The organism is Sphingopyxis sp. MC1 (assembly GCF_000371385.1).
In the GTDB taxonomy this organism is placed as follows: Bacteria; Pseudomonadota; Alphaproteobacteria; order Sphingomonadales; family Sphingomonadaceae; genus Sphingopyxis; species Sphingopyxis terrae.
Window position 1 is genome coordinate 210,440 of record NZ_AOUN01000008.1, and the last position, 25,043, is coordinate 235,482.

Annotated in this window: 29 protein-coding genes and 1 pseudogene; 17 read left to right on the forward strand and 13 right to left on the reverse strand. The window is 63.2% G+C overall.

Annotated features, from left to right (window positions below):
- Positions 1–242: 242 nt before the first annotated feature.
- Positions 243–656: a nucleoside diphosphate kinase regulator gene (gene rnk / locus EBMC1_RS12020; protein WP_040590219.1), complete on the reverse strand. Its 414-nt coding sequence runs from the start codon at positions 654–656 to the stop codon at positions 243–245.
- 558 nt (positions 657–1,214) lie between these two features.
- Between rnk and EBMC1_RS12030 the strand changes: the two genes are divergently transcribed.
- From EBMC1_RS12030 to EBMC1_RS12045, 4 genes are all read left to right on the forward strand, one after another.
- A complete protein-coding gene (locus EBMC1_RS12030) occupies positions 1,215–1,556 on the forward strand; it encodes a hypothetical protein (RefSeq protein ID WP_003046919.1) in 342 nt (113 codons plus the stop codon).
- On the forward strand, positions 1,553–2,374 hold the full coding sequence (locus EBMC1_RS12035) for a uroporphyrinogen-III synthase (RefSeq protein WP_003046922.1): 822 nt from the start codon (positions 1,553–1,555) through the stop codon (positions 2,372–2,374). The genes EBMC1_RS12030 and EBMC1_RS12035 overlap by 4 nt, the downstream gene beginning before the upstream one ends.
- Before the next feature lie 186 nt (positions 2,375–2,560).
- Positions 2,561–2,935 carry a hypothetical protein gene (locus EBMC1_RS12040; protein ID WP_156001190.1) on the forward strand — a complete coding sequence of 125 codons (375 nt, stop codon included), beginning with the start codon at positions 2,561–2,563 and terminating at the stop codon, positions 2,933–2,935.
- 142 nt (positions 2,936–3,077) lie between these two features.
- On the forward strand, positions 3,078–3,389 hold the full coding sequence (locus EBMC1_RS12045; protein ID WP_003046930.1) for a hypothetical protein: 312 nt from the start codon (positions 3,078–3,080) through the stop codon (positions 3,387–3,389).
- Positions 3,390–3,654: 265 nt separating this feature from the next.
- On the opposite strand, the gene EBMC1_RS12050 is transcribed toward EBMC1_RS12045, so the two are convergent.
- Positions 3,655–4,563 (reverse strand): LysR family transcriptional regulator, encoded by a 909-nt coding sequence (locus tag EBMC1_RS12050; RefSeq protein WP_003046932.1) that lies wholly within the window; start codon positions 4,561–4,563, stop codon positions 3,655–3,657.
- Between the two features lie 89 nt (positions 4,564–4,652).
- Here EBMC1_RS12050 and uraH point away from each other — a divergent pair, with 89 nt between their 5' ends.
- The 3 genes from uraH to EBMC1_RS12065 are packed head-to-tail and all read left to right on the forward strand — an operon-like array spanning position 4,653 to position 6,479.
- Positions 4,653–5,051 carry a hydroxyisourate hydrolase gene (uraH, locus tag EBMC1_RS12055; protein ID WP_003046936.1) on the forward strand — a complete coding sequence of 133 codons (399 nt, stop codon included), beginning with the start codon at positions 4,653–4,655 and terminating at the stop codon, positions 5,049–5,051.
- A 2-nt stretch (positions 5,052–5,053) separates the two neighbouring features.
- On the forward strand, positions 5,054–5,521 hold the full coding sequence (locus EBMC1_RS12060; RefSeq protein ID WP_003046940.1) for a GlcG/HbpS family heme-binding protein: 468 nt from the start codon (positions 5,054–5,056) through the stop codon (positions 5,519–5,521).
- Positions 5,522–5,534: 13 nt separating this feature from the next.
- Positions 5,535–6,479 carry a DMT family transporter gene (locus EBMC1_RS12065; protein ID WP_081611198.1) on the forward strand — a complete coding sequence of 315 codons (945 nt, stop codon included), beginning with the start codon at positions 5,535–5,537 and terminating at the stop codon, positions 6,477–6,479.
- 183 nt (positions 6,480–6,662) lie between these two features.
- Here EBMC1_RS12065 and EBMC1_RS12070 read toward each other — a convergent pair whose 3' ends face one another.
- The 3 genes from EBMC1_RS12070 to EBMC1_RS12080 form a co-directional block, all read right to left on the reverse strand.
- Positions 6,663–6,908: a hypothetical protein gene (locus tag EBMC1_RS12070; protein ID WP_003046946.1), complete on the reverse strand. Its 246-nt coding sequence runs from the start codon at positions 6,906–6,908 to the stop codon at positions 6,663–6,665.
- Positions 6,905–7,216 (reverse strand): hypothetical protein, encoded by a 312-nt coding sequence (locus EBMC1_RS12075; RefSeq protein ID WP_003046949.1) that lies wholly within the window; start codon positions 7,214–7,216, stop codon positions 6,905–6,907. The genes EBMC1_RS12070 and EBMC1_RS12075 overlap by 4 nt, the downstream gene beginning before the upstream one ends.
- A gap of 89 nt (positions 7,217–7,305) precedes the next feature.
- Positions 7,306–9,093, reverse strand: coding sequence for a chloride channel protein (locus tag EBMC1_RS12080; RefSeq protein ID WP_442852386.1), 1,788 nt, complete (start codon positions 9,091–9,093; stop codon positions 7,306–7,308).
- A gap of 72 nt (positions 9,094–9,165) precedes the next feature.
- Between EBMC1_RS12080 and EBMC1_RS12085 the strand changes: the two genes are divergently transcribed.
- Complete coding sequence (locus EBMC1_RS12085) at positions 9,166–9,570, forward strand: MarR family winged helix-turn-helix transcriptional regulator (RefSeq protein WP_003046953.1); 405 nt, start codon at positions 9,166–9,168, stop codon at positions 9,568–9,570.
- 83 nt (positions 9,571–9,653) lie between these two features.
- On the opposite strand, the gene EBMC1_RS12090 is transcribed toward EBMC1_RS12085, so the two are convergent.
- Genes EBMC1_RS12090 through EBMC1_RS12110 form a run of 5 tightly spaced genes read right to left on the reverse strand, consistent with a single transcriptional unit; the run spans position 9,654 to position 11,883 of the window.
- Positions 9,654–9,941, reverse strand: coding sequence for a DUF1971 domain-containing protein (locus EBMC1_RS12090; protein ID WP_003046956.1), 288 nt, complete (start codon positions 9,939–9,941; stop codon positions 9,654–9,656).
- Entirely contained in the window at positions 9,938–10,321 is a 384-nt protein-coding gene (locus EBMC1_RS12095) for a group III truncated hemoglobin (protein ID WP_003046958.1), read from the reverse strand. Before EBMC1_RS12095 ends, EBMC1_RS12090 begins: the two co-directional genes overlap by 4 nt.
- Positions 10,322–10,334: 13 nt before the next feature.
- Positions 10,335–10,784 carry a globin domain-containing protein gene (locus EBMC1_RS12100; RefSeq protein ID WP_003046961.1) on the reverse strand — a complete coding sequence of 150 codons (450 nt, stop codon included), beginning with the start codon at positions 10,782–10,784 and terminating at the stop codon, positions 10,335–10,337.
- 35 nt (positions 10,785–10,819) lie between these two features.
- Positions 10,820–11,164, reverse strand: a complete 345-nt coding sequence (locus EBMC1_RS12105) for a hypothetical protein (protein WP_003046964.1) — start codon at positions 11,162–11,164, stop codon at positions 10,820–10,822.
- Between the two features lie 29 nt (positions 11,165–11,193).
- Positions 11,194–11,883 (reverse strand): alternative oxidase, encoded by a 690-nt coding sequence (locus EBMC1_RS12110; protein ID WP_003046967.1) that lies wholly within the window; start codon positions 11,881–11,883, stop codon positions 11,194–11,196.
- Between the two features lie 170 nt (positions 11,884–12,053).
- Between EBMC1_RS12110 and EBMC1_RS12115 the strand changes: the two genes are divergently transcribed.
- From EBMC1_RS12115 to EBMC1_RS18145, 4 genes are all read left to right on the forward strand, one after another.
- Entirely contained in the window at positions 12,054–13,508 is a 1,455-nt protein-coding gene (locus EBMC1_RS12115) for a sensor histidine kinase (RefSeq protein WP_003046970.1), read from the forward strand.
- Positions 13,498–14,127, forward strand: coding sequence for a response regulator FixJ (gene fixJ, locus EBMC1_RS12120; protein WP_003046973.1), 630 nt, complete (start codon positions 13,498–13,500; stop codon positions 14,125–14,127). The genes EBMC1_RS12115 and fixJ overlap by 11 nt, the downstream gene beginning before the upstream one ends.
- Before the next feature lie 138 nt (positions 14,128–14,265).
- The gene (locus EBMC1_RS18140; RefSeq protein WP_003046976.1) at positions 14,266–14,856 is read left to right on the forward strand and encodes a uracil-DNA glycosylase family protein; all 591 of its coding nucleotides are present in this window, start codon (positions 14,266–14,268) and stop codon (positions 14,854–14,856) included.
- Positions 14,849–16,591 carry a DUF488 domain-containing protein gene (locus EBMC1_RS18145; RefSeq protein WP_003046988.1) on the forward strand — a complete coding sequence of 581 codons (1,743 nt, stop codon included), beginning with the start codon at positions 14,849–14,851 and terminating at the stop codon, positions 16,589–16,591. Before EBMC1_RS18140 ends, EBMC1_RS18145 begins: the two co-directional genes overlap by 8 nt.
- A gap of 545 nt (positions 16,592–17,136) precedes the next feature.
- On the opposite strand, the gene EBMC1_RS12130 is transcribed toward EBMC1_RS18145, so the two are convergent.
- Positions 17,137–17,448: an ArsR/SmtB family transcription factor gene (locus EBMC1_RS12130; RefSeq protein ID WP_040590225.1), complete on the reverse strand. Its 312-nt coding sequence runs from the start codon at positions 17,446–17,448 to the stop codon at positions 17,137–17,139.
- 128 nt (positions 17,449–17,576) lie between these two features.
- Between EBMC1_RS12130 and EBMC1_RS12135 the strand changes: the two genes are divergently transcribed.
- Complete coding sequence (locus tag EBMC1_RS12135) at positions 17,577–18,311, forward strand: SDR family NAD(P)-dependent oxidoreductase (RefSeq protein WP_003046994.1); 735 nt, start codon at positions 17,577–17,579, stop codon at positions 18,309–18,311.
- Between the two features lie 311 nt (positions 18,312–18,622).
- On the opposite strand, the pseudogene EBMC1_RS18985 reads toward EBMC1_RS12135, so the two are convergent.
- Both EBMC1_RS18985 and EBMC1_RS12140 read right to left on the reverse strand, forming a co-directional pair.
- A pseudogene (locus tag EBMC1_RS18985) lies at positions 18,623–18,864 on the reverse strand (tyrosine-type recombinase/integrase); the annotation flags it as partial.
- Between the two features lie 81 nt (positions 18,865–18,945).
- Positions 18,946–19,812 (reverse strand): LysR substrate-binding domain-containing protein, encoded by an 867-nt coding sequence (locus EBMC1_RS12140; RefSeq protein WP_003046996.1) that lies wholly within the window; start codon positions 19,810–19,812, stop codon positions 18,946–18,948.
- A 105-nt stretch (positions 19,813–19,917) separates the two neighbouring features.
- Here EBMC1_RS12140 and EBMC1_RS17905 point away from each other — a divergent pair, with 105 nt between their 5' ends.
- From EBMC1_RS17905 to EBMC1_RS12160, 4 genes are all read left to right on the forward strand, one after another.
- On the forward strand, positions 19,918–21,303 hold the full coding sequence (locus EBMC1_RS17905; protein WP_003047000.1) for a proton-conducting transporter transmembrane domain-containing protein: 1,386 nt from the start codon (positions 19,918–19,920) through the stop codon (positions 21,301–21,303).
- An 80-nt stretch (positions 21,304–21,383) separates the two neighbouring features.
- A complete protein-coding gene (locus EBMC1_RS12150; protein WP_231292921.1) occupies positions 21,384–23,825 on the forward strand; it encodes a DUF2309 domain-containing protein in 2,442 nt (813 codons plus the stop codon).
- Positions 23,776–24,210 carry a P-II family nitrogen regulator gene (locus tag EBMC1_RS12155; protein ID WP_156001192.1) on the forward strand — a complete coding sequence of 145 codons (435 nt, stop codon included), beginning with the start codon at positions 23,776–23,778 and terminating at the stop codon, positions 24,208–24,210. The genes EBMC1_RS12150 and EBMC1_RS12155 overlap by 50 nt, the downstream gene beginning before the upstream one ends.
- A complete protein-coding gene (locus EBMC1_RS12160; protein WP_003047009.1) occupies positions 24,194–25,036 on the forward strand; it encodes a DUF6671 family protein in 843 nt (280 codons plus the stop codon). The genes EBMC1_RS12155 and EBMC1_RS12160 overlap by 17 nt, the downstream gene beginning before the upstream one ends.
- The last annotated feature ends 7 nt before the right edge of the window (positions 25,037–25,043 follow it).

The window sequence follows — 25,043 nt, forward strand, 5'->3', positions numbered from 1 at the left end:
ACTCTAATACCTCTGCCCCCCGCATACGGATGCAGGCCCGCAAACCTGTTCCAACTTGGCGGCCTGCCTTCCATGGGATGTCATAAGATTAAATCGGCAGCTTTGGTCCACAAACTTATCGTAGCGGTTAGTAGCTTATCGTTGCGGCTAGTTGCCCGAGATTTGTGTCGAGATGGCTGCGGCCGACCTTTTTCATCAAGACCACGTGCGACCGTGAGCTTTTGCAGGTAGCGGCTCGCAGACTAAATGACCGGGTTTCCGCGCTCGACCGACATGACCTTCAACCGGCGCTCTCGCCCGTCCCGGTCTGGCCACAGGATCGTCTGGCCCGGCTTGAGCCCGACCAATCCGGCGCCGACAAGTGTGAGGACCGAAATCCTGTTCTCTGCAACATCCGCGTCCTTCGGGAACACGAGCTGGTAGCGATACTCCCGGTCGCTGGCCTCGTCAGTGAAGGTGACATGGGAATGCATCGTTACCGTGCCCGGCGGCATCCGCGCTGCCTTGTGAAGAACCGCGCGGGATATCTCGCCGAGCAGCAACTCGGCGACATCGGGCAGGCGGTCTTCGACCGCGAGTGCGAGATTGGAGAGGCATTCGGCCTCGCTATCGATCATATGGACGGACGGCCGCCGGGCAGCCTTCGAACTAGCCATTGTTTCGCTTCCTGAATGGAAAAAGGGCGCCGGCGCGGCGCGATCATGTATGGATTTTTTCGGCCCCGAACCCGGAGCCGCATCGCGCCGTGGTCGGGGCTAAAAGCCGACGAGCAGGGTCCCCGCGTGAAGACGGAAACGGAGAAGGCGAACACGCTTTGGCATGAGCCGAAGATGGTGGCTGCCCGCCGGGAAGTCAAATACTATGCGGCATGCCTGCTATAGATGTGCATGCGGCGGACCCGATTTGGTGAGAGAATCGTGCGATCGGGACGGCGCGCCGGGCTTTTGCAGGCGCAAGGGCGGCGATTTGGCTCTCATGCCGCTTCATGATACAAGCCGCGCATGTTGTGCTCTACGGCATCCCGATTTCTGGCGCACGCTGGCAGCCTGCTGACACGCTGGCCGGCCTCGGCCCGGCCCCGATCCGCCTGACGCGGAGCGGCGCGGCGCCCGAGGCTCATGCCGGTCACTCCACACCGGCACCCCCGCATCTTTCCTGATCAAGGACCTGCGCAAGCCGGTCGATAACGGCGGTCAATTCGCCGGGAGTCTTATATGAGCACCTCCTTGTCCGAAGCGGAAGCTTTCGGCATCCTCCGTACGCGGCGCAATCAGTTCGAGGCTGCCGCGGCCCAATCCTTGCAAATGTCCGGCGCAGACTCGGAAGCGGCTGTGCGGAACGCGTCCCTCCTGGCCGACCTGGTGCTGGCGGGCTGCGACAAGGATGCCGCACCACCAAGCGATGCCGCCGCCGTGCCGCGCGGGCAAATCATTGCCTTCGGGGACAGCCTCGTGCCTTTGCTGAGAGACGTGATCGGCGAGCCGCCGCCGCACTTCCTCGCTCGGTGCGTGAATGCCTATTGGCGGTGTGCCACCGCGGCGCTCGAAGCGGCATGAACCGCGCGCGGGTCTGGGTCACCCGGACCGACCCCTTCAATCGATTGACCGTAAAGCGTCTTGCCGCAGCGGGATATGACGCGCTCGGCGCGCCGGTTCTCGCCGTCGTGCCGCTCGCGGTCCCCCCCGTCGTGAAAGTGCCCGATGCTCTGATCCTCACGAGCCTCAACGCCGTACGCCTCCATCGGTTCGTGCCTGCATTCGCCGGCCTTCCGCTATTTGCGGTCGGGGATCGGACCGCGCGATACGCGCGCGCGCGGGGATATCGGTGCGTCGCCTCGGCGCGGGGAGACGTGCAGGCGCTCTGCCGCCTGATCAGGGCCGAACTGGATGAAGGGGCCGACATGCTTCACCCGGGTGCTGTCGACACCGCCGGCGATCTCGAAGCCCTCCTCGAACACCGCTTCCGGGTGCGCAAGCTTCCCGTCTACGACGTCAGGGAAAGCGATCCGCGAGACCTCGAATGGATATGCGGCGCTCTGCAGGACATCGATCATGTCCTGATCCATTCGCCACGCGCAGGACGATACGCAGCGTCGCTGATCCAGGACACGGCACCGCGCTGGACCGGCAGCATCCACTGTATATCCGAAGCGGCAGCGGCGCCTTTTCGAAGCAACCCGGACTTGCGGGTCGTCGTCGCCGACCACCCCGACGAACGGTCGCTGCTGGGCTCGCTTGGCGCCGGTGGCGCGGCGATCGATCCGGTGTCCGATCGCGGCGACCCGCATACGGATCTCTGCCTTCACGGCCGATCGGCCGCGCGCACGAAGGGCTTCTTCTCGCGCTTCGGAGTACGGCTGCTTCGAGGAGACTAGCCCCGAACCCGCATGCCGCGGGTTCGGGGCGTCAGCTTGACGAACCGCACGCAGCTTCGCCGGCAAAGCTTGAGGTCCCCGGTAAATCCGCGCGCGCGGCGGGCTCTCCTTGTCCGCCGGTCTCGAAATCTTTGTCCATCACGCACGAGCCGCCTGCCCACGCGCCGCCGGCTCATGGAGGTATATGTGAACAACATGAGGGGGCAGCAAATCCTGCTCGATCATCTTATCGTCGGTGCGGCCCGCCGGGCGAGCGCGCTGCTGAACGACCCGAACCAGGCTGCAGTTTTGCGCACGCCCTCGGACTGCGGGCTGACCCCGATCGACAGGCTCGAATATTCTGCGATGGCTGAAGACCAGTTGCTCGCGGTCGCGCTGCGAAGCTCAGCCGGTCCGGCCGACTCCGAGACAGTCGCGGCGGTGCTCGCCTGCCTGTTCGCAACGCCGCCGATGCGGGTCGCTGTCGAGGCCCAGCGGCATGCGGCATTCGGACCTTTCCCGGGCGCCGGACTGCCGATCAAGCGCGCCTCGCCGCCGCCGTCGCCGGTCTCTACAGCCTGATGTTTGCGGTTAGCGAGCGCAACAGGGGATGGCTGATCGCAGCCTGCCTGTTCTTTGTAACCTCGGCCGTGCTGGTCGTCGTCAGTCCGCAGGATGATTCGGCAACCATGCGGAGCGTCGCGGACGAACGGCAGGGATGCAAATGACGATCCCCCTGCCTGAGCCGCCGCCGTTCGGGCCGGACGCCTGTCCCGACTGGCACGAGCTGGCCGATCTGCTCGCGCGATACCCGCATCTTGGCGGCCGCGCCCGGCGGAGATTGCTGTCGCTTACGGAGGGTCTGTCGTCCGAAGCGCGCAGCGCGCTCCGCCGCGATCCTGTGCGAGCTGCGAAGCTGTCGCGTTTCGAGACCGAGCATGCGCTCCGGCCTATGTCAGCGCTGCCCGGGGCCGCACTCGCCATATTGGCCGCAGCCGTTTTGCTGCTCCTGGTCGCACCGCGCCTTTCGCCATGAGGCCCGCGGGATGCGCTCCTCCGCTCCGGTCGCCGGAAGATCAGCCGCGGGAAAGCGCTTCGGCGCCCTCGCCCGTGCCGCGTGACGACGCGACCGCACTCAGCAAGGCGACCGTGAACGCTGCCGGGCGGCTCATCGACCCGAAATGTCGATCAGCGGGCTGAAGGGACCATATCGGACACCCTATATCTTGGCACCGCTGTGATCCTCGGCAAATGCCGCGATCGCGGCGCGAAATGTTCGGACGGACTGGGCAGGCTCGCGATCAAAGGCCGGCCGCTGCGCGGTCCAGCGGCCCGTTCGCTACGCGTTCGAGCGACACGATTCGGGTCAATGCCGCCAGAAGCTCGCTTGTTGCTGCATCTTGTTCCCATGCGTAAACCGACAGCGTCATGGGCATGACGGGCTCAAACTGCCGGCAGATATGAACCCTGTAGGGCTCGATCGTGGCAAAAGGCAGGATGGTTATGCCAAGCCCGGCTTCGACGGCGCGGAGCACGCTGACGAGACTGTTGCCCGTGAAGGCCAGATACCAGCGAAGCCCTGCGCTCTCGATCTGTTCGACCATCTGATCACGGTAAAGCCCACCCGGTGGAAAGGCGACCAGTGGGATCGGATCGGACCAGGGCTGCGCGTGGTCGGCGCTCTCGATCCACGCCAGCGGCTCGGAAAAGCTCGCGCGCGCGTCAGCCTGCGCCCGGTATTCCTTGACGATGACAAGGTCGAATTCCCCGTCGCGATACCGCCGTGACAGGTCGCGGCTGAGGCCCGTCGTGACATCCAGCCGAATATCAGGGTGCCGCGCGGCAAAGCGCGCAAACCCGTCGCCCATCGCGGCCGTCATCAAATCGTCCGGTAGGCCGACCTGCAGGGTTCGGCTGCCTGAAGGATCGGCCAGCAACGCCGCGGCTTCCCTTTGAAGTGCAAGAACGCGCCGCGCGTAACCGATCAGGCGTTCGCCGGCAGGAGTGAGCTTCACCGGTCGGGCGGTGCGATCCAGCAAGGGCTTGCGGATTCTGCCCTCCAACCGGCCGATCTGCTGGCTAACCGTCGACTGAGTGGAGCCCAGGCGATGCGCCGCGGCTGTGAAGCTCCCGGCGTCGGCAACCGTTATGAAGGCCTCGAGCAATCTTGGGTCGAACACGGCTTCATCATAATTGTGAATGAAAAGCATTCAATCATTTCATTCGGAAATGGAATAGCAATGCGCTACGGAAAGAATATCCCCATTTCACGGCTTCAGCGCATATCAGGATCAGATCGATGAAGATGTCCCGCCTCCTTACCGCGATCGCGCTTGGTCTCGTCGCCGCTCCGGCCGCGGCAGCAGAGATTTCGACCCATGTGCTCGACCTTGCGGCGGGTGTCGGAGGGGCGAATGTCCCCGTCACGCTCTCGAAGCGTGATGCAGCCGGAACTTGGGTGGAGGTGAACACCGCTCGTACCGACAAGAATGGCCGGGTACGCAGCTTTGGACCCGACGCCGACTTGAAAACTGGAACCTACCGGCTGCAATTCGATATGACCGCTTACCCGAACGCGGCGGCGACGCCGTTTTTTCCCGAGATTGCGGTGATATTCAATGTGTCCGACAAGACTGGCCACTACCATGTCCCAGTGGTGGTCAGCCCCTACGGCTATTCGACTTATCGAGGCAATTGACGATGAATGGCCTGTTGCTGCCCCTGACGCTTGCTGTTGCGACCGCCCAGCCTGCGCCGGTCGCGCAGCGCACCGTTTCGCTCGACATGGCCAATGCGCTCGCCGAAGCGACGCTGGCATCGTGCCGGACGATGAACAGCGACGCGGTCGTCGCGATTGTCGATCGCGGTGGTAATCTCATTGCGCTCCAGCGGGCTGACAAGGTCGGGCCGCACAACATTCGCGCAGCCGAGCGCAAAGCCTTCACCGCCCTTTCGACCAAAGCAAGCACATCCGCACTGGCCGAGCGAGCGTTAACCGATCCGGGCGCGCGGAATCTCGCGCAGCTTCCTGAACTCCTGCTTCTGGGCGGCGGCCTCCCCATCCTGCATGACGGAGACGTGATCGGCGGCATCGGGGTCGCAGGCTCGGGTGGATCGGCAAGCAACGAGCAATGCGCCAGCGCGGCGCTCGCAACTTTCGCCCCATAAGCCGGAGCTTGGCATGCCCGCACTTCTGGAGCGAATGACCGGCTGGGTCTGGTCGCGCCCCTATCTCCTGCTGACATTTACCGCACTGTTCTGGGCTGGCAATTCGATTGTCGGTCGCGCGGCGCGCGATGTGATGCCGCCGGTCGCGCTAGCCTGGTGGCGATGGGCCTTGGCCTTTCTGTTGTTGTTGCCGTTTGCATGGCCCCATCTGCGACGAGACTTCGCTACCCTCAAAACGCACTGGCGCTGGCTGCTGTTGCTGGGGGCTCTGGGGATCGGAACCTTCAACACCCTCCTCTACACCGGCCTTCAAACGACCACGGCAGTCAACGGCCTGCTGCTCCAGTCGATGCAGCCTGCGCTGATTCTCATGCTCGGTGCTCTCGTTTTCGGGGAGTATGTCCGGATGCCGCAGGTCATCGGCATATGTCTCTCGATCACCGGGGCGCTGATGATCATTCTGGGCGGTGATCTGTCCTCGCTTCTCGAACTGGAATTCAATTCGGGAGATCTCGTGATCTGCGTCGCGGTTGTCGTCTGGTCCTTCTATTCCGTTCTGTTGCGCAAACGTCCGGCCGTTCATCCACTGAGCTTTCTGGCGGCAACCTTCGTGATCGGCATTGTCGTGATCGCGCCCTTCTATCTGGCCGAGATCATTGACGGCCGATTGATAGAAAGCAGTTCTGAAAGCTGGATGGCGATTGGCTATATCTGCCTGTTTCCCTCGCTTATCGCCTATCTCTTTTTCAATCGCGGGGTAGAGTTGCTCGGGTCGGCAGCAACCGGGCTTTATCTCAACATCATGCCAGTTATCGGCGCCATGCTCGCCGTATTTATCCTCTCCGAACCGTTCAGATGGTTCCATCTTGTCGGCATGAGCCTGATCGGCGCAGGGATTTTCAGCGCCTCCCGCATCGCTCGCCAATCAGTCGAACAGTCCATTCCTGCCGCCCGCTGAGCATGGTTTGTCATTTTGGCGGCGCCCACCAGCGGGCGTTCATGCCGAATATTCGCGTCCGAGCGCCGCATCAGCACGAAAGACCGGGGTGGCGGTCGATCGAAACCGTTGCAATCGAGTGACGCTTGCGCTTCCGGACATGGAAAGGCGGCAACTTTAGTGCTCGCCATGGAACCTGACACATCACGCCCCCAGGCGGCGCATCGCGGAAGCGCCTTCGCTCGAAGGCCCGAGCAATCCCAAGGCGCCGCGCGCGATCAGCAGCGCTTGCCGGAGCCGGCGGGTCCGGTTTGGGCCGATCCCATGAATTTCGTGAAATATCCGGACCGCCACAGTACGGATTTCTGCTTTCCCTGGCCGGCGCCGGCCGTTGATCGAGGAAACGATGGCGGGGTAGCGCGGCAGGAACGGCTTTGGCTGCATGATCATGTCCTTCCATTGAACGGCCCACTCCGCGTGCCGGGGTCCGCTGGCGCTTTCGATCCGTGATTGCGCCTTCGTCCTTCCATCCACAGAAATGGGGCGGCGATCGTCAGCAATATCGCGGCCATCGACAATAGCTCGCCGCGGACCAGACGCATGGCGATCGCGAGAGACAGAGCAATCAGGAGCGCGGGAGCGCTCCATTCGGGGTGATGCGATCGTCCGAAGGCGCTCCACACCGTGATGACCGATGCGGCCGCCACCGCGAAGCTCCCCAGAACCAGCCCGAGGGCTTCCATCAGGTCGCTGAGCATCTACACTATCGTTCGCCTGCTGGCGCCGATCGACCAATTGTCGCGAAGATCGGCGACGCGCATAATTATATCGCATTACGATATAAAAATCAATCGGGTGTCGAACCGTCCAGATCCCGCCGGACAAAACGTCTTCGCTTCGTCTCGGCGCTCTGCTGCGCTCGTCGCGCCTTGAGCAAATCCTGGCGTGAGAGGATCCCCACCACTTTGCCTGTCTCGCGTTCGACGATCGGTACGCGGGCAACGCCTGTCTCGACCATGAGGTCTGCGACAACGCCGCACGGCGTTTCGGGATGAGCCACTGTTTGCGATGCGTCCGAAAGCGTTTCGCCGAGCGTCGCGGCCTCATCGAAAGCACCTATCTTCCATCGCAGCGCGTCCGATCTGGATGCTAGCCCGACGAGGCATCCCTCGGCATCGACGACAGGATAACTACGGTGAATTGCCTCGTCGGTGAAAAATCGCAGAGCCGGGCCGATCGTCATTCCGGCCGGCAGCGTGGCAGGCGCGGGTGTCATGAGCTGGCCGGCCTGCTGCATGTCGAGCGGATCGACGATATATTCCTGCAGGATGTGCCGTCCGCGGCGAGCGATTTTCTCGGTGAGAATCGAACGCCGCATACAAAGAACGCTGATTGCATAGGCGAAGCCGGATCCCGCGATAAGGGCCGGAAGCGCATCGAAACGGCCCGTCAATTCTGCGGCAAATATGATGCCGGTAAGCGGCGCCCGCATCGCGCCACTCAGGATGCCCGCCATGCCGATCATCGCCCAGAAGCTCGGCGAACCGGGTAGCCAAAGGCTGAGGATGTAGCCCGTTGCCCCCCCCAGAATGAGAAGGGGTGCGAGCACCCCGCCGGACGTCCCCGACCCGAGAGCCACGAGCCAGACAATGGCTTTTGCAATCAGCAGGACGATGGCTGCGCGCAACGCCATCGAGCCATCGAGCAGCGACTGGATATTCGAATAGCCGGCGCCAAGAACGCGCGCATCGATCAAACCGCCAACGCCTACGACTGTGGCCCCGATCGCCGGCCACCACATCCAGTGGACCGGCAGACGATGGAACAGGTCTTCGATCCGGTAGAGGAAGGTGGAAAGCAGCGCGGCCTGCAGTCCTGCAATTATGCCAATGCCGGCCGAGGCGGCGACGAGCCAGCCGACCTCCGGCGAGGACCAAGTACCGGGGAACATCGCGCCATCTCCGATCAGTCCGGGGCGCCATGCAGCGGCGACCAGAACACTGATGACGACCGGAACAAAGCTTCTCGGCTTCCATTCGAACAGGAGAATTTCGACCGCGAGCAGGATCGCGGCCATCGGCGTTCCGAAAATGGCGGTCATGCCCGCGGCAGCGCCGGCCACGAGCAAGGTCTTTCGTTCCGCCGCGCTAAGGTGAAAACACTGGGCAAAGAGCGAGCCGACGGCGCCACCTGTCATGATGATCGGTCCTTCGGCTCCGAATGGCCCCCCACTTCCGATCGAAATGGCGGCAGATATCGGCTTGAGAATTGCGACTTTCAGCGACAAGCGGCTTTCACCGAACAGGATCGTCTCGATCGCTTCGGGAATACCGTGGCCGCGGATCTTCTCCGAACCGAACCGCGCCATCAGACCGATGATCAGGCTGCCGATCACGGGGACGGCAACCACGGCCAAACCCACGGCGGCATCCGAGATTTCCGCCGCTTCGGCCGAAATCCGTCCAAACCAGAAGGCGTTGGTGGCGAGGGCGATCGATTTGATCAGGACCCACGCGCCGAACGCCCCGCCTGTGCCGACCACCGGCGCCAGAAGCGAAAGAAATATCATTCTGGCGTCGGCGCTATGGTCGGCAAGTTGATGGCCGGAAATCGTTCGTGCAGAAGGAAAGCTCACCATATGCCTCTTTCGAATGACGGAGGCGGCGCAATTATATCGTAATGCGATATAATTCAATCAGGGGCGTTCATGGCTGCGAATTCGACGGACATCGATTATGCCGCACTGGCCGAATTCCGGTACGCGCTGCGGCGCTTCCAGGTTTTCAGCGAGACCAAGGCAGCGGAAGCGGGGTTGAAGCCGCAACAGCACCAGGCGCTGTTGGCGATCCGCGGGGCGCCGCCCGACGAAGCGACGGTCGGATATGTTGCACGGCGCCTGATCGTGAAACCTCACTCCGCGTCCGAGTTGATAGACCGGCTCGAGACATTGGGTCTTGTTCGCCGCGAGCTGACGCAATCCGATCGCCGGCGGGCTTTGCTCAGACTGACACCACAGGCACTTGATATCCTGTCAATTCTGTCTGCGGCACATCGCGAAGAGCTGCGACAACTCCAGCCCCTGCTCGTCAAGCATCTGTCGAAGCTCGGCTAGCCGAAGGCGCCGGGAACGGCCGCGTCCCTGAGATACTCCCCCGGAATCGGCGAGCCGCCGCGCGCGGGCTGCGCGCTCGAGGTTCAGCGCAGGAATTCAACGAAGAACCGCACTCGCCCAACCGCTTCGACTCTGTGCGCGATCGTAGGTTCGACAATGCCCGGTTCGCTCTCCGGCGTGATGATTATTTCGGAAGCGAGCCGTCGTTCGTCGGTCACAAGGTAGCGCAATCTGCCCTCTTCGACGTGAATCAGACCCCAGACGCCCTCTTTCGTCGCATGGTCGCTCATCAAGGCAGCGGGCGTCGTCGCTTCAGTAAATGTGGCGGTTCGTTTGTAGGATCGAACACCGGCGGGCAGGGTGGTCGTCATGATCTCGCCAATCGTTCACGCTGGAACTGGACGCTAAGCTGCAGGCTTTCGGCGATCCGCGCTGCCTTCGCCTGAAGTGCGGCCGCAATACCCGGATCGAGAAGATCTCCGGTGGTTCTTCGCCACAACGCCAGCCAGCGGTCGAAATTCGCCTTGGTCATGGCACCTTCGTGACGCAGATGGGCGACCATCGGCTGGCCCTTGTAACGCCCGCTCGTCAGCATGATCGACGACCAGAATGCTTGCAGCTTTTCAAGATGCTCGTCCCAGTCCGCGATTGCGCGGTTGAAGACCGGACCAAGAACCGGATCGGCCCTGACCCGCGCGTAAAATTCGGGAATGAGCTTCGCGAGGTCCTGCTCGGATAATTGCGGTTGCATTCGGTCTACCCGGTCAGGCTGCTAAGGCGTCTTCATAGGCTTGCGCCTCGGCTGCGATGAGAATGTCGGCGAGCATCCAATAAGCCTCTCCCCAAGCCGCCAGCACCTCGTCGGTAGCGACGTCGGCCCCGAGCACGTCGCGGATCGCAGGAAGCCGGGCTTCGGCGACATAGGGATAGTGTTCGGCCTTGACGCCGGTCTCGACATGGCGCGCGACCATGCGCGAGACCGCCGTGCCGAGGTTCGCAAGCTTGTCGATATTGCGCGCGTAGGCAAGGATGGCGCCCGCAAGGCGTCGCGGCTGCTCGCCGCTGCGCTGGGCCGCCTTGTCGAACAGCGCCTCAATGGCAGGGTCGCAAAAGAGCCGCGTGTACATGGCGGTGGTGATCTCGACGCCGTGCTTCTCGAGCGCCGGAGCGGTCGATTTGACGATGGCCATGGCTTGGGGAGAGGCGGTGCGCATAGTATATTCCTTTGTTTCGATAGGTGTCGCGGCGGTCAATCGGCGGGGCGATGGGTCAGGATTTCGGTCAGGGCATCGGTCAATTCGTCGCCCGTCAGCGGCTTTTCTATCAGCCGCGCGCCGAGCGCCACGGCCGAGGCGCGAACGACGCGGTCAGGATGCGTCGTGAGCACGATGGCTGGCGACGAGTTCCCGGCGGCGCGAAGGCCGGCAAGCCATGCCAGTCCGTCGCCGCGAAAGCCCTGGTCGACGACCAAGCACACGGAACCGGTGGCGCGGTCGGCGTCGCCGCGAATGTCAAACCCCTCGAGCGTCAGCAAAAAACCGAGCGCGGAGCGAAGGGCGAGATCGCTCGCCAGAAGTGTAACCGGCCGATCCATGCCCTTCTCTCCTTGCCTTGGGCCTGCGCTCAAGCCGCCTTCTTCCAATTGGGTTCCAGCGTCACATGCGGCGGACACTCGGCCACCGCGCCGACGGGCAGACCGGCGAGCTCGTTGGCGAAGCCGTGGTTGACATCGCGGTGGTGCGCCTCGTCGGCGCGAACGACCAGAACGACGTCACGCAACGTCGCATCGGCGGGCAGGCCCCAATAATGTCTGGCGATTTGGGGCGCCGGGACGTTCACGCTGCGGCCCTCGTCGATCTCGGCAAGATAATGTGTGTAGCTGATCACCGCCTCTTCCTCGAAATAACCCACGACGCGGTGCGCTGTCTTTGAACTGATGAGATAGAGCGCGAAGAAGCAGACATAGAACACCCATTGCACGCCCATGATCACCGCCCGTTCGAAGAGCGTCGGCTTGGAAATCTCGATGAAGGTCATGAGGTGCATGCGCTCATTCTCGGCCTCGTCCATGAGCGTCTTGATCCAGCCCCTGTCGTCGCACATGCGGCGCAGGCACGCGAGATGGTTGATCGTGGCACCGACCATGCCGGGCACAGCGGCGACCGTTTCCAGAACCACGGCGCGATGACCGTAGCGCTCGGCGAAAAAAGTGTCGGCGCACCAGCGCAAGGCCTTGGTGAAGCCATAAGCGACACGATCGGACAGACCCTTGGGGTTGTGATGGACGCTGAGATCGATGAAAGGTGCAGTCATGGGAACATCTCCGTTCCGGCGGCAGGGGTAGAGATGCCGTCGATGGGGACGAAATAGGCCGGAGAGAGGAGCGCGGAAATTTGGATGATGTCCCTACCGTACCTCCCCTAAGGGATTTACCGGAGGTCCAGCGTGCCAGCTTTGCGAGCCGCTTTCTGCCCCGGCTTCCGGTGGCGCAGGCGCTTGCGCTCGCATTGGTTGCCATCGCCTCGGGCGCCGGCGTCCGACTCGCTTTCGCGGAGGAGCTGGGCCAGCGCGCAACCTTCATCTTCTTCGTGCCCGGCGTGGTCCTGGCGGGCGCTCTTTCTGGATGGCGCGCCGGCCTCCTGGCGGCTCTGGCGGGCGCGGCGGCGGGCTTGAGGTGCGACAGCCTGTCGGGCCCTCTTGCCGGCGGGAGCTGGATAGCGGCTGCGTCATTCCTGCTTATTTCGCTGGCGATTGCCATCGGCGGCGAATGGTTCCAGCACGCTCGGGTCGAAACCGAGAGGGCTGCCGCCAGCCTCGCCGCGCGCGAAGCGCATCTCCGTTCGGTTCTGGAGACGGTGCCCGACGCGATGGTGGTCATTGACGAAGCTGGCGATATCCGTGACTTCAGTCCGGCAGCGACACGCATGTTTGGCTGGCCGGCAAAGGAGATAGTGGGCCGCAACGTGCGCCTGCTGATGCCTGAGCCCTACCGCGGCGCGCATGACGATTATCTCGACCGCTACTACCGCACCGGCGAACGGCGGATCATCGGGAAGGGGCGCGTGGTCGTAGGAGAGCGGCGCGACGGCTCGACCTTTCCGATCGAATTGTCGGTCGGCGAGATGCGGGCCGGCGGCGAACGCTTCTTCACCGGTTTCATTCGTGACCTCACCGAGAATCAGAAGGCCGAGGCGCGATTGCAGGAACTGCAGAACGAACTCGTCCACGTTTCCCGCCTCACCAGTCTGGGCGAGATGGCATCGGCACTGGCGCACGAGATCAACCAGCCGCTGTCGGCGATCGCCAATTATCTCAAGGGCAGCCGGATCCTTCTGGCGCGCGAGCAGGTTCCGATGGATCGGCTGACCGACGCCGTTGAACGGGCGGCGGCAGAAGCTCTGCGCGCGGGCGACATCATTCGGCGGCTGCGCGATTTCGTGTCACGCGGCGAAACCGAGCGAACGGTCGAAAGCCTGCCCAAGCTGGTGGAGGAGGCGAGCGCGCTTGCGCTGGTAGGTGCGCGCGAACATGATATCCGCATTCGCTTCGCCTTCGATCCAGCCGTGGATCTGGTGCTCGTCGACAGGGTGCAGATTCAGCAGGTGGTGCTCAATCTCGTCCGCAATGCGGTCGACGCTTTTGCCGATACGGCCGTGGGAAACCGCGAAATGACGATCGGGATCGAGTCCGATGGCGACATGGCCCGGGTCGCCGTGACCGACAATGGCCCCGGAATCGATCCCGCCGTGGCGGCGCAATTGTTTCAGCCCTTCATAACCACGAAGCGCACCGGTATGGGCGTGGGCTTGTCGATCTCGCGCACTATCGTTGAGGCACATGGCGGGAAGATCCGGGTCGATCCGGTGCCCGGCGGCGGCGCGCGGTTCAGCTTCACCTTGCCGAGAATGGGCCAAGAGGAGTTAATTGATGGCGAATGATCCGATCGTCTATGTGGTCGACGACGATGACGGCGCGCGCGGTTCGCTCGAATTTCTTCTTGATTGCGCCAGCATCCGCGTCCGGGGCTTTGCGTCTGCCGACGCCTTTCTGAAGGCGTCACCGCCACTCGATGGCGCTTGCGTCGTGACCGACGTACGGATGCCAGGGATCAGCGGGATGGAGTTGGTGGAGACATTGAAGGCTCGGGGCGCGTCCATCCCGGTCATTATGATTACCGGTCATGCCGATGTCCCGCTCGCCATTCAGGCCATGAAGGCCGGTGTCGCCGATTTCATCGAGAAGCCTTTCGACGATGACATCATGCTGGGTGCAATCCAGCGGGCGCTGACACAGCAGACCAGTAGCGAAACCGCGCGGGCGGAACGACGGGCGATCATGGACCGCATGGCCGCGCTTTCGGCGCGCGAGCGCGAGGTCGTCGATGGCCTTGTCGCCGGCAAGGCGAACAAGGCCATAGCCTTTGATCTCTCGATCAGCGCACGGACGGTGGAGGTCTATCGGGCGAATGCCATGATGAAGATGCAAGCGAAAACGCTGTCGGACATCGTTCGAATGGCGACGATTATTCAGCTAGACGGGCAGCGGACGCAGGATTGATATTTCGCCAGTCCGCTGAATCGTCCGCTCGGCGCAACGTCTGCCCGAACGCCAGATCCGCAGGGAAAGCGCCCGCAACCGCCGCCGACCACCGGCGTTCCTGGTTGAAGCCACGCAGATGCAGTTGCAGGTTTCAACATGAATTCTATTGAAAGTCTGATCGAGGAGGTGCGGCAATGTCAGACATGCGCTCTGCATCTCCCGCATGGAACCCGCCCCGTTCTGCAGGCCTCGCGCGAAGCGCGACTGCTAATCGCGAGCCAGGCTCCAGGATCTAAAGTCCACGCGTCGGGCGTTCCGTTCGCCGATCCATCGGGCGATCGGCTGCGCGCGTGGACCGGCCTGTCGGACGACATCTTTTACGATGCGCAGTCAATTGCGATTCTTCCTATGGGGTTTTGCTATCCCGGGCGCAGCGCGGGCGGCGACGCCCCTCCTCGCCGGGAGTGCGCGCCGCTTTGGCGATCACGCCTTCTCGCCCACATGCCCCACATTCGTCTTACCTTGCTCGTGGGATCCTACGCGCAGGCGGCCGCCTTGGGGCCCGGCAAGGTGGAAGAGCGTGTCCGCCATTACCGAGACTATCTACCGGATTATTTTCCGTTACCTCATCCATCCTGGCGATCACAAATTTGGATCGAGCGAAATCGCTGGTTCGAATCCGATGTTCTTCCCGCTCTCAAATCCGCCGTCAGACAGGCGTTGGGAAAAGGGGCAGACGATGACTGAAGCCGCCGCCCTGTCGATTTACACGATCGGCCATTCAACACGGACGATCGAAGTCTTCGTCGATATCCTGCGCGCCGTCGGGGTAACGCAAATCGTCGATATACGGTCTCATCCGCGCTCGCGAACCAACCCTCAATATAATCTCGACACACTTCCGCGCACGCTTGAGCAATATCAAATTGGGCATGTGTATCTGAAGGACCTTGGCGGGCGGAGGCCGCGGCAGCTGTCGGTCGATCCGGCCACGAACGGTTTCTGGAAGAACCAGAGTTTTCACAACTATGCGGACTATGCCACGACCAAGCCGTTCCAGGTCGCACTCGCCGAACTACTTGAACGGGGCGGCCAGAAGTCCAGTGCCATCATGTGCTCCGAGGCCGTCTGGTGGCGCTGCCACCGGCGGATTGTGGCCGACTATCTGTTGAATAAGGGATGCGCCGTGTACCACCTTATGGGGGCAGGCCGGGTAACCCTGGACACCGTGCCGGCCTATGTCGCCTTCTTGACCGGAATGCTTGAAGGCAGCGAGGGCCGGATGCGGATCATAGAGCAAGACCCGCCGGTCGCTGACACTCGCGCTTGGGACGTCAGGTTAGCGCTCGCATATGGCGGCGCGCGCATCGACTGCAAGGCCAGGATTGACCAATCGGGCAAGCTTTCCTTTTCCGAGCAGTCCGTCAGCCAAATGACCGAACAGTCGAGCGCGGGAGAGTTCAAAGGCCCGCTCGGCCATCGATTTGCGGACCGGGCAGACGCTCTTGCTCCGCTTTTCGACGCCGATTGGACTTCGCTCGATGCCGTTCGCCGCGATCTGCTGGTGCGACAATGCATGTCCGCTGCATTTCCAGTCAGTGATCTGAGCGGTCTCGAATGCGCTGCTCTGAACGATCAGGACGGCGCGCTCTGGGGTGAGGATGCGAGACTGTTGCTCGAAGGCATTTCGGTTCGGCGATTTGTCGAGATGCGTGGGCGCGCGCTAGGCAATTCTACGTCGCGCCGCTTGTCCGGGATGCGGGACAGCCAGTCGGGCGCCACTGCCAGGGTGGCGTGGCTCGGCCGCCAGGTCCAGAGCCGCATCCAGGACTGGTCGCCCCAACCCTATGAGGCATTTGCGCGGGTCTATCGCTTGCATGGTTTTGCCGATGAGGCGAATATTGTGCTAGCCGAAAAGGCCCGCCGCGACATCAAGAAGCAGCGAAGTCGCATGTGGCCAGGGCTTCGCCAATTGTTCGGCCCGATCTATGAAGCCGCGCTGGTCACTTTCTGGGGTGGATTGTTCCGCTACGGGCTGTCGCCGACAAGAGCGCTTGCGACTTGCGCCGCCTTCCTCCTTGTCGGTTGGATCGGCGTCGAAGCAGCCAATCACGGGCAGCCACTTCCGATGCTCGGATTGGACTTCAGCGGCTCGGGTCCCCCTGCCCTCGAACTGTCTCTCACGCCTGTACAGGGCGTTGCGGTCGCAGGCGAGAATTCTCTGGGCATCGAGGTGGTGCCGGGCTCAGCGGTGCGAACGAGCATCCCTTGCGGTCAAGCCATCGACACCTGGATTTATGCCACCGATGTCTTCATCCCCCTTCTGGACCTGCGCGAAGAAGGCATCTGTTCAATTCGCTCCGATGCATGGGCAAGGCCCTGGCGGATCGCCAAAGCGGTGTACGCAGCGCTCGGCTGGCTGGTTCTCTCGCTCACCGTGATAACGCTTTCTGCGCCTCTCCGACGCAACACGGGCGAATAATCGTCGACAGCAATCCAGGGGGAGAAAGCAGGGCACGGCTCTTGTCGTCAGGGCCCATGTGATCAGCCCACGCGGGCCGATATGTATGGAGCTTAATTCCGGAAATGGACGCACGGTACTGGTTGCAAAGCGTAATGCGGCCATGTTCGGCTTGCAGGCGGATGCAGAAGGGCCGCAGTCGGCGCATTTCCAAGTGACCCCAAGGCGTTGACCTCCAGTCGACCTTCTGTTCACCGCGGACATGATTATGGACGGCGATCTCGGAATGCTTTTTTTGCACCGCTGGCTCATCCCGCTCGACTTGCGCAACGGTCACGGCTGGATCGTGCGAAATCCAGATGCCGGTCCCGCGCCGAGAGCGGCTCTGTCGACCACGGGTTCACCGTAAATCAGCATGCCAAGCTTTGCGGGAGAATCTCGATGCTGGCCAGCCGCTGAATGGTCGCTTCCGTCTCGCGCATGAAGCGAACGTACAAGTGAGACTGGCAAATCCGAGCGAGCGGTTCGACCGCGTCCGACGACGATCACTAGCGCCTTGCTTTCTACTAGGCGGACCGGTTGGCGAGGATTGCGTTCAAAAGTCCGGGAAAGCGTTGCTCGAATTCTTTGCGGCGCAGCCTGTTGATCATCTCGCGACCGGCCTGGGTCGTCTCGATCAGGCCTGCGGCGCGCAGCAGCTTGAGATGGTTCGACAGCGTGCTCTTGGGAATCGAGTCGCACGGGGCAGCGTTGGTGCAGCTCAGCTGCTCGGTGCCGGCCAGGCGCGCGACCATGGCCAGACGGTTGGGATCGGCGAGGGCATGGAGCGCCAGTTCGAGCGGCACGTCTTCCAGCCTGGGATGGGTGAAGCGGGGCATAGACACAATATAGGCCGACAACGTAATTTTAATAGTTCGGGAATATTGAACTATTGGATTGACGACCCATCTTGTGCCTTGCCGACTGCGCACGACGCCGTGATCGCGGGCATGATTGGAGAATTTACATGTCACTTCTGGGCAAAAAAGCGCTCGTCACCGGCGGATCGCGCGGTATCGGTTCGGCAATCGCCAAGCGCCTCGCGGCCGATGGCGCGGCGATCGCGATCACCTATTCGGGCAACAAGGCGGCGGCCGACGCGACCGTGGCGGCGATCGAGCGCGCGGGCGGCACCGCCTTTGCCTTTCAGGCCGATGCCTCCCAGCCCGGGTCACAGCGGGCGGGCGTCGAACAGGCAGCGGCCGCGCTAGGCGGGATCGATATCCTTGTCCACAATGCCGGCGTCGCCGAATTCTCTACCGTCGGCGACGACACTGACGAGAGCTATGACCGTCAATTCGGGGTCAATGTGAAGGGCCTGCACGTCGGCACGCGCGCGGCGCTGCCGCACCTGCGCGATGGGGGGCGTATTATCCTGATCGGCAGCATCTCGGGCGAGATGGCGTTCCCCGCGACCGCGATCTACAGCGCGACCAAAGCGGCAGTGGCGGCGCTGGCGCGCGGCTGGGCAAAGGACCTCGCGTCGCGCAATATCCTCGTCAACACCGTGCAGCCGGGCCCCATCGACACCGATATGAATCCCGCTGAGGGCGAGTTCGCGAAGCAGATGATCGGTGCCATTCCGCTCGGTCGCTACGGCCGGGTCGAGGAGATCGCAGGAGCAGTGTCGTTTCTGGCCGGCCCAGATGCGACCTACATCACCGGAACCACGCTGAACATCGACGGCGGCGCGTCGGCCTAGTCGCGGGAGCGGCCCCTTCGCCCGGCGGAGGGGTTGTCGCCGCGCTTTACAGCACGCGGTTCCAAATCATTGCCGGCCTGCTTCCATCCGGTCCGGCAACAGGCGGGCACCAGCAACCCGTCGCTCACATGCTCAGGTGGCCGGTCGGGGCTGCCCGCCCGGTTTGAGAGTTAGAAATCCGGAAGCGTTCAGACTCTGCTAGACCGAACCTGACCAGTTGGAGACCGTCCGCTCTTGGGGACCAAATAAAGTGAGCGGAGGTTCGAAAGCACGCCAGAGCGTTCGCTCTCAATGATATCGACATTGGATTGCTAGGCTTCGATGCCTTCTGCCAGAGTCAGAGCATGTTCAACGTCGACGCCCCGCTATCCGCACCGTGTCTTCAATCTTCGTGTGCCCAAGCAGAATTTGCACGGCACGCAAATTGGCGGTCGTTTGTAGATGATTGACGCATGGTTCGGCGTAACGAATTCGTCCCCTAACCTTGGCTTCGGAGGCCAACCGCCTTAGCCCATTCGTCGAATAGACGTGCATATTGACGCACGCTCCTATGAACATCTGTGACCGATAAAGCGCCATCAAACTTCCCGAACGGAATATCTGACGCCGGATGAAGGCGGGAAACCATCGGAACTCAGCTACCGCGTTCAAGGGCGGCGACAACATGTTGAGCAAGGCGGTGCGCCGTGTCGGAGAGTCCCGCCGCCTCGATCAGCGCGATTTCGGTGTCGTAAAGCGATGGCAGATCGGCTTCACCGGCAATCGAGGTCAGGTGCGGCGGCACCATCTCGCGAGGGAGAACTGCAATGCCGAGGCCTTCGCTCACCGCCGAAAGACTGCCCGCGAGGCTCGTCGACGTATAGGCCACACGCCAGTCGCGACCGATCGCCTCGAGCGCATCAACCGCGCGCTTGCGATAGACGCACGGCTCGGGCGAGACGACGAGCGGAATGCTCGCAAGGCCCGTAGCCGCTAATTGATCGCGCGCGACCCAGACCAACGGCTCGCGCCACACCCGAACGCCTTCGAGCGGCGCCGACGGCTCGCGCTTGACGAGCACGAAATCGAATGCGCCGGCATGAAATTTGTCCAGAAGGTTGAGCGTGAGATCGCAGGTCACCTCGAGCTCGACGAGAGGATGCGCCTTCGTAAAAGCTGACAATACAGCGGGCAGATGGGCGGTGGCGAAATCTTCAGGCACCCCGAGCCTGACGCGTCCCGCCATATCGGGTTCGAACAGTTCGGCAATTGCCGCATCGTTGAGGCGCAGCAGCTGCCGGGCCGGACCTAGCAATCGCTTGCCGTCATCGGTGAGGCTGAGCGATCGGGGCGTACGCGCGAAGAGCGTCCGGCCCAGCTGCTCCTCGAGCCGCTTCACTTGCAGACTGATCGTCGATTGTGTCCGGCCGAGCCGGTCGCCAGCCCGGGTAAAGCTCCCCACTTCGGAAATCGTCACGAAGCAGCGGAGGAGATCGAGGTCGAGGTTGGGAGCGCTGGCCATGGCCGCACGGTGCGACAACCATTTAATTTGTCAATGCAAGATATTTCAAAAACTCGTTTTGTCAATTTTGAACGATGGCGCATCGGCGACGCGAAAGGAATTCGCATGACCGCTGCCATCGCACGAAACGCCGCCGCTTCGACGCTGACGAGCATGCACCCGTCCATCTGGATCGCACCTGTCGGAATTGCCGGTCTCGCTTTTCTGGCCGGCGAAGGACCAAGGCCGCTCTCCGTTCTTCAACTCGTCATTGCCGGGATGATCCTCTTCGTGGGCGCGATCGTCGCGGCCTTCTCACGCAGATTCATGCGAAGCGATCCGCTGCGCACGTCCTATTTCGCGCGGATTGCCCTGCTGATCGGATCGGTGCTGCTTTTCGTCCTGACGAACGATTTGCTGGCTTTCGCCGCCGCCTGGGTGGTGAGCGGCATTTTGCTAGCCAGCCTCATCGGGCACGCCAATGCGCTTCCCGAGGCTCGCGAAGCCGCCACGCGCGCGCGGCGGACTTTCCTGATCGGCGATCTCGCGCTTCTCGCCGCGCTCGCGATTGTCGGGGGACATGGCGGAACAACCGATATAGGCGCTGCGCTTTCGCGAAGCGGCAGCCTATCGCCTCTCTCCGGCCACCTCGCGGCGACGCTTCTCGTGATCGCAGCGGCCGCGCGATGCGCTCTGCCGCCTTTCTCGGCCTGGCTGCTTTCGTCGATGACCGCACCAACGCCGGTGTCGGCGCTAATGCACGCGGGGCTTGTCAATGCCGGCGGCTTTTTGCTGCTGCGGCTTGCGCCGGTGCTCGAGGCGGCGCCTGCGGCGCGCTATGCCGCGGTCTGTCTGGGTCTTTTCGCAGCCCTCTGGGGCCTCGGCATCATGGCCGTCCGCCCCGACGCCAAGCGAGCGCTGGCCGGATCGACCGTATCGCAAATGGGGTTCATGATCATGAGCTGCGGCCTTGGCGCCTATGCCGCCGCGCTCTGGCACATCGTAGCCCACGGATTGTTCAAAGCCTGGCTCTTTCTCGGGTCGGGTTCGCTCATCGGAATGCGCCAACGCGAGGGGGTTCCGATTTCGCGCGCCGCCGTCCGCATGGCTGCCCTCGTCGCGCTGCTTGCAGGCGTCTATCTCGCCTTTACCGCCGAAGTGGGCGGAGAGCTGGTGGCGCTGACCCTCGCCGTCGCCGCAGCCGCCGCTACGCTGATTGCGGGATATGGCGCTCCCGCCCCGCGCCGCGCGCGCGCCCGGCTGGTCGGTCTGGTCACGGCCCTGATCGCGGCGAACGCCGCGGGTCTTTTGCTGATCGCCAGCCTTTATGAAGCGCACGCCGAACCCTTGCTTCCATCACCCTTGCTGATTGCGCTCGCCGCCCTCTTCCTTGTCGCATGGCTCTTACAAGCCGCGCGGATGGCGCGCGGCGCAGCGCTCCCGCCGGCGCTCTACGTCCGCCTTCTCAACGCCGGCGCCCTTCGCGCCACCCGTATCGGAGACCTCGCATGACCATGATTGCTCCCATCGAACGCACCGATGACCGGCTCGCCCGGACCCAAGTCGCCGGGCTCGTTGCGCTCGCCGGGCGTATGGTCGCGCCGCTATGGCCGCTCGAAAGCGCGATTGCCGTCAACCCGCTGGCGGGTTTCGAGGAGCTGCCCTTCGCGCAGGCCGTAGAGGAGGCGTCAAAGCTTTTCGGCGCGCACCGCACCCTGCCGCTCGCGCTGTGGCGGCGGCTCCTCGATAATGGCCGCATCGACGAAGCCGCCTTGCGCGATGCGGCCATCGGACATCTGGGCGGCATCTATCGCGCCGCGGCTCCCATAGCGCCGGGCGTAACGATGCTCGACGCGCTGATGGCGCGCCTGCTGGTGATCGGACGCGGCGATCGGCCCGAGCGGAGAGCAGGACTCGGCTCCGATGCTGCATTTATCGCAAAATGGTGCGGCGCCTTTTTCGACCATGGCATGACGGCGATGCCATTACCGAACCGCGACCTCGGACTTTATCGCGCCGTGCTGGCTATGGCAGCCTATGACCCGGATTACCGGACGCTCACCGGCGCTCGGGGCGCTGCGTTGCTGCTAAGCGTTCCGCGCGACCCGCTCGAGGCAATTTCCGAAGGCTTGGCGAGCCTGGAAGCGGAGGTTGACCCGCTCGCTTATCTGTCCGGCCTGGTTGCACGTCTCCCCGGATGGGCAGGCCATATCCGCTGGCGCAGCGAACATGCCGACCCTGACCGCGTGGCGGATGCCCCGGCAACGATGGCAGATCTCGTCGCGCTCTGGATCTTGCTGGCGCGCGCCGACGCATTGTCTGCGCCGCTCGGCGCGCCGTCCGCCGGCAAAGATAGGCGCGCCGCGCTGTTGGCGCACTTCGGTTTGACCGCCAAGGCGCTCGGCCCGCGCAATGCCCAAAGGCTCGATATCGTGGCGCGAGTCGATGACGACAGGCTTGGCGCCTTGTTCATGACGGCGGCCGAGCGGAGCTATGCAAACGGCCTCATACCGGCGCTGCAAAAGGCCGCTCGAACCAGCAATCCGCGAGCACGGCCCGATGCCCAGCTGGTCTTCTGCATCGACGTGCGCTCGGACCCCTTCCGGCGAGCTCTGGAAGCAGAAGGCAATTATGAAACCTTCGGCTATGCCGGATTTTTCGGTCTACCCATCGCGCTGCATCCCTTCGCTGGTGCCCATCGCGCCCGCCTGCTGCCGGTGCTTCTCTCGCCCCGTCACGACATTTCGGAGCGTCCGGTTCCCGGCCGGGAAAGCGAGGCTGAGGCAATCGCTGACAGGGCGCGTGGCGATGCCTGCACTACCGATCTGTTCGCGGCTGCGAAAGCTGGGCCTGCGACGGCCTTTGCCGCGGCAGAGGCGACCGGACCGCTTGCCGCTGCCTTGATGCTGGCACGGACCTTTGCGCCGCACGCTACGGGCCGCGCAGCCGCTGCGCTTCGGACGCGCCGACAGCGCGCTCTCGCCCCCACGGGCGATGCCCGTGAGGATCATGCCGGCTTCTCGCTCGCCGACAAGATTGGCTATGCCTCGGCCTTGTTCCGACTGACCGGGTTGCAGCCCGATACCGCAAGGCTTGTGGTGCTCACAGGCCATGGCGCAAGTGCGGTCAACAATCCCTATGCGGCCGCGCTCGATTGCGGCGCCTGCGGCGGCCATGCCGGCGGCGCGAACGCGCGACTGCTTGCAGCGATGCTGAACGATGAAGATGTCCGTTCGGGCCTGGCCAAGGAGGGTATTGCGATGCCCGGATCAACCTATTTCGTGGCTGCCGAGCATAATACGACCACGGATGAGGTCGTGATCTTCGATGTTGATCGGATACCCCCCACCCACGCTGCCGACCTCGCGGCGCTTTCGGCCAGTCTCGCCCGCGCCGCCGAGGCCAATCGTGCCCGCCGCGCCCTATTGCTGGGCAGAGCGCCGGATGACCTGCTGACAGGTGCCGTGCATTGGGGCGAAGTCAGGCCCGAGTGGGGCCTGGCCGGAAACGCCGCCTTCATTGTTGGCCCGCGCGACCTCACCCGCATGATCGACCTTCAAGGACGCGCGTTCCTCCATAGCTATGATTGGCGGACCGACACGGATGGTAGTGCGCTGGCAACCATATTGACGGCGCCCATGGTCGTGGCGCAGTGGATCAACTGCCAATATCTCTTTTCGACGATCGACAATCAGAATTACGGTTCGGGCGACAAGGTCACCCAGAATGTCATCGGCGGCATCGGCGTCGTCCAAGGCAATGGCGGCGATCTCAAGATCGGCCTGCCTCGCCAGTCGCTCTTTTGCGACGACGGTCTTCCTCACCATATCCCCCAGCGTCTGCTGACCGTCGTTCACGCACCATTCGATCGCGTGGCCGCGCTGGTCGAGTCCAGCGACATCCTCCGGCGACTGTTTGGCAAGGGCTGGGTGCAACTCATCGTGATCGATCCCGAGACTGCCCGCGCGCGGCGTTGGCGCGAAGATGGCGCCGACTGCAGCGAAGGCCGGAGCCTTCTCGCTATCGATTGTTAAAGCAGGAGATTTGATCATGACCATCAAGGACGACACACTTCCGTTGCACCGGCGCCGCAAGATCGAGATCGTGATGCGGGCCGAAGATCGAACATTGGTCGAAGATTTGCTACGCGCGGCCGGCGTCAGCGGCTGGACCATGATCCGCGACGTTGCCGGCATGGGTCATCATGGCTTTCATCAGGGCAGGACCATCTTCAACGATGAAAGCGGCCTCGTGATCTTCGTGGGCGTCGGCGACGAGGCGATCATCGCCGATGTCGCCAGCGGCCTGTCGCGCCTCTTCGAACGGCGCCCGGGCGTAACATTCCTGTCCGATGTCGAGGTTATGCGCTCGGACTATTTCGCTCCGTCGATCGGAACAGCCGGTGATCCATCCTTTTGACACGCAGGGCAAGACTGCCGTCGTTGCGACGATGCACGGCAAGGAGCGCGTCATCATTCCCGCCCTGGCGCCGCTCGGCCTCGCGTTTCTGCCGCGTCCGCCGATCGACACCGATCGCTTCGGAACCTTCACGCGCGATATCCGCCGGGCGGGGAGCCAGCAAGAGGCCCTGGCTGCAAAAGCCCGCGCCGGGCTCGCCGCCGCGCCGGAAGCCGATTATGCGGTCGCGAGCGAGGGCGCATTCGGACCGCATCCGGCCTTCCCCTTCATCCCGGCAGGCTTCGAACTGGTCGGCCTCATCGAGAGGCGGTCGGGCGCGATGATCGTGGGCCGCTATCTCAGCCTCGACACCAATTTCCGCCAGATGCAGGCTCAATCGATCGACGAGGTCGAAGCCTTTGCCCAAGCGATCGGCTTTCCCGGCCACGCCATTATATTGATGGCGGGAAAAGACGGCCCGATTATCGCGAAAGGTGTATCGGACAGGAAACGTCTGCTGTCGCAGGCCAGCGCCGCTATCGCGCACGAAGGCTCGATATGGCTCGAAGCCGATATGCGCGCGCATCATAATCCGCAGCGGATGGCGTCGATATCGCTTGCCGCGCAGGACCTGCTACGCGCCCTCGCCGCCCGCTGCCCCAGCTGCGATTATCCGGGCTGGACGCCGCAGACGAAGGACGGTCGGCCCTGTCGCTGGTGCGCAAATCCGACGTGCGAGGCCTGGATCGAGGTTCGCCAATGCGGCAATTGCGGCCATGTGGCGGAACGATGCCTCGATCCTGACCGGAGGGCCGAACCGGGGCATTGCTCCATCTGCAACCCCTGAGCCGCCG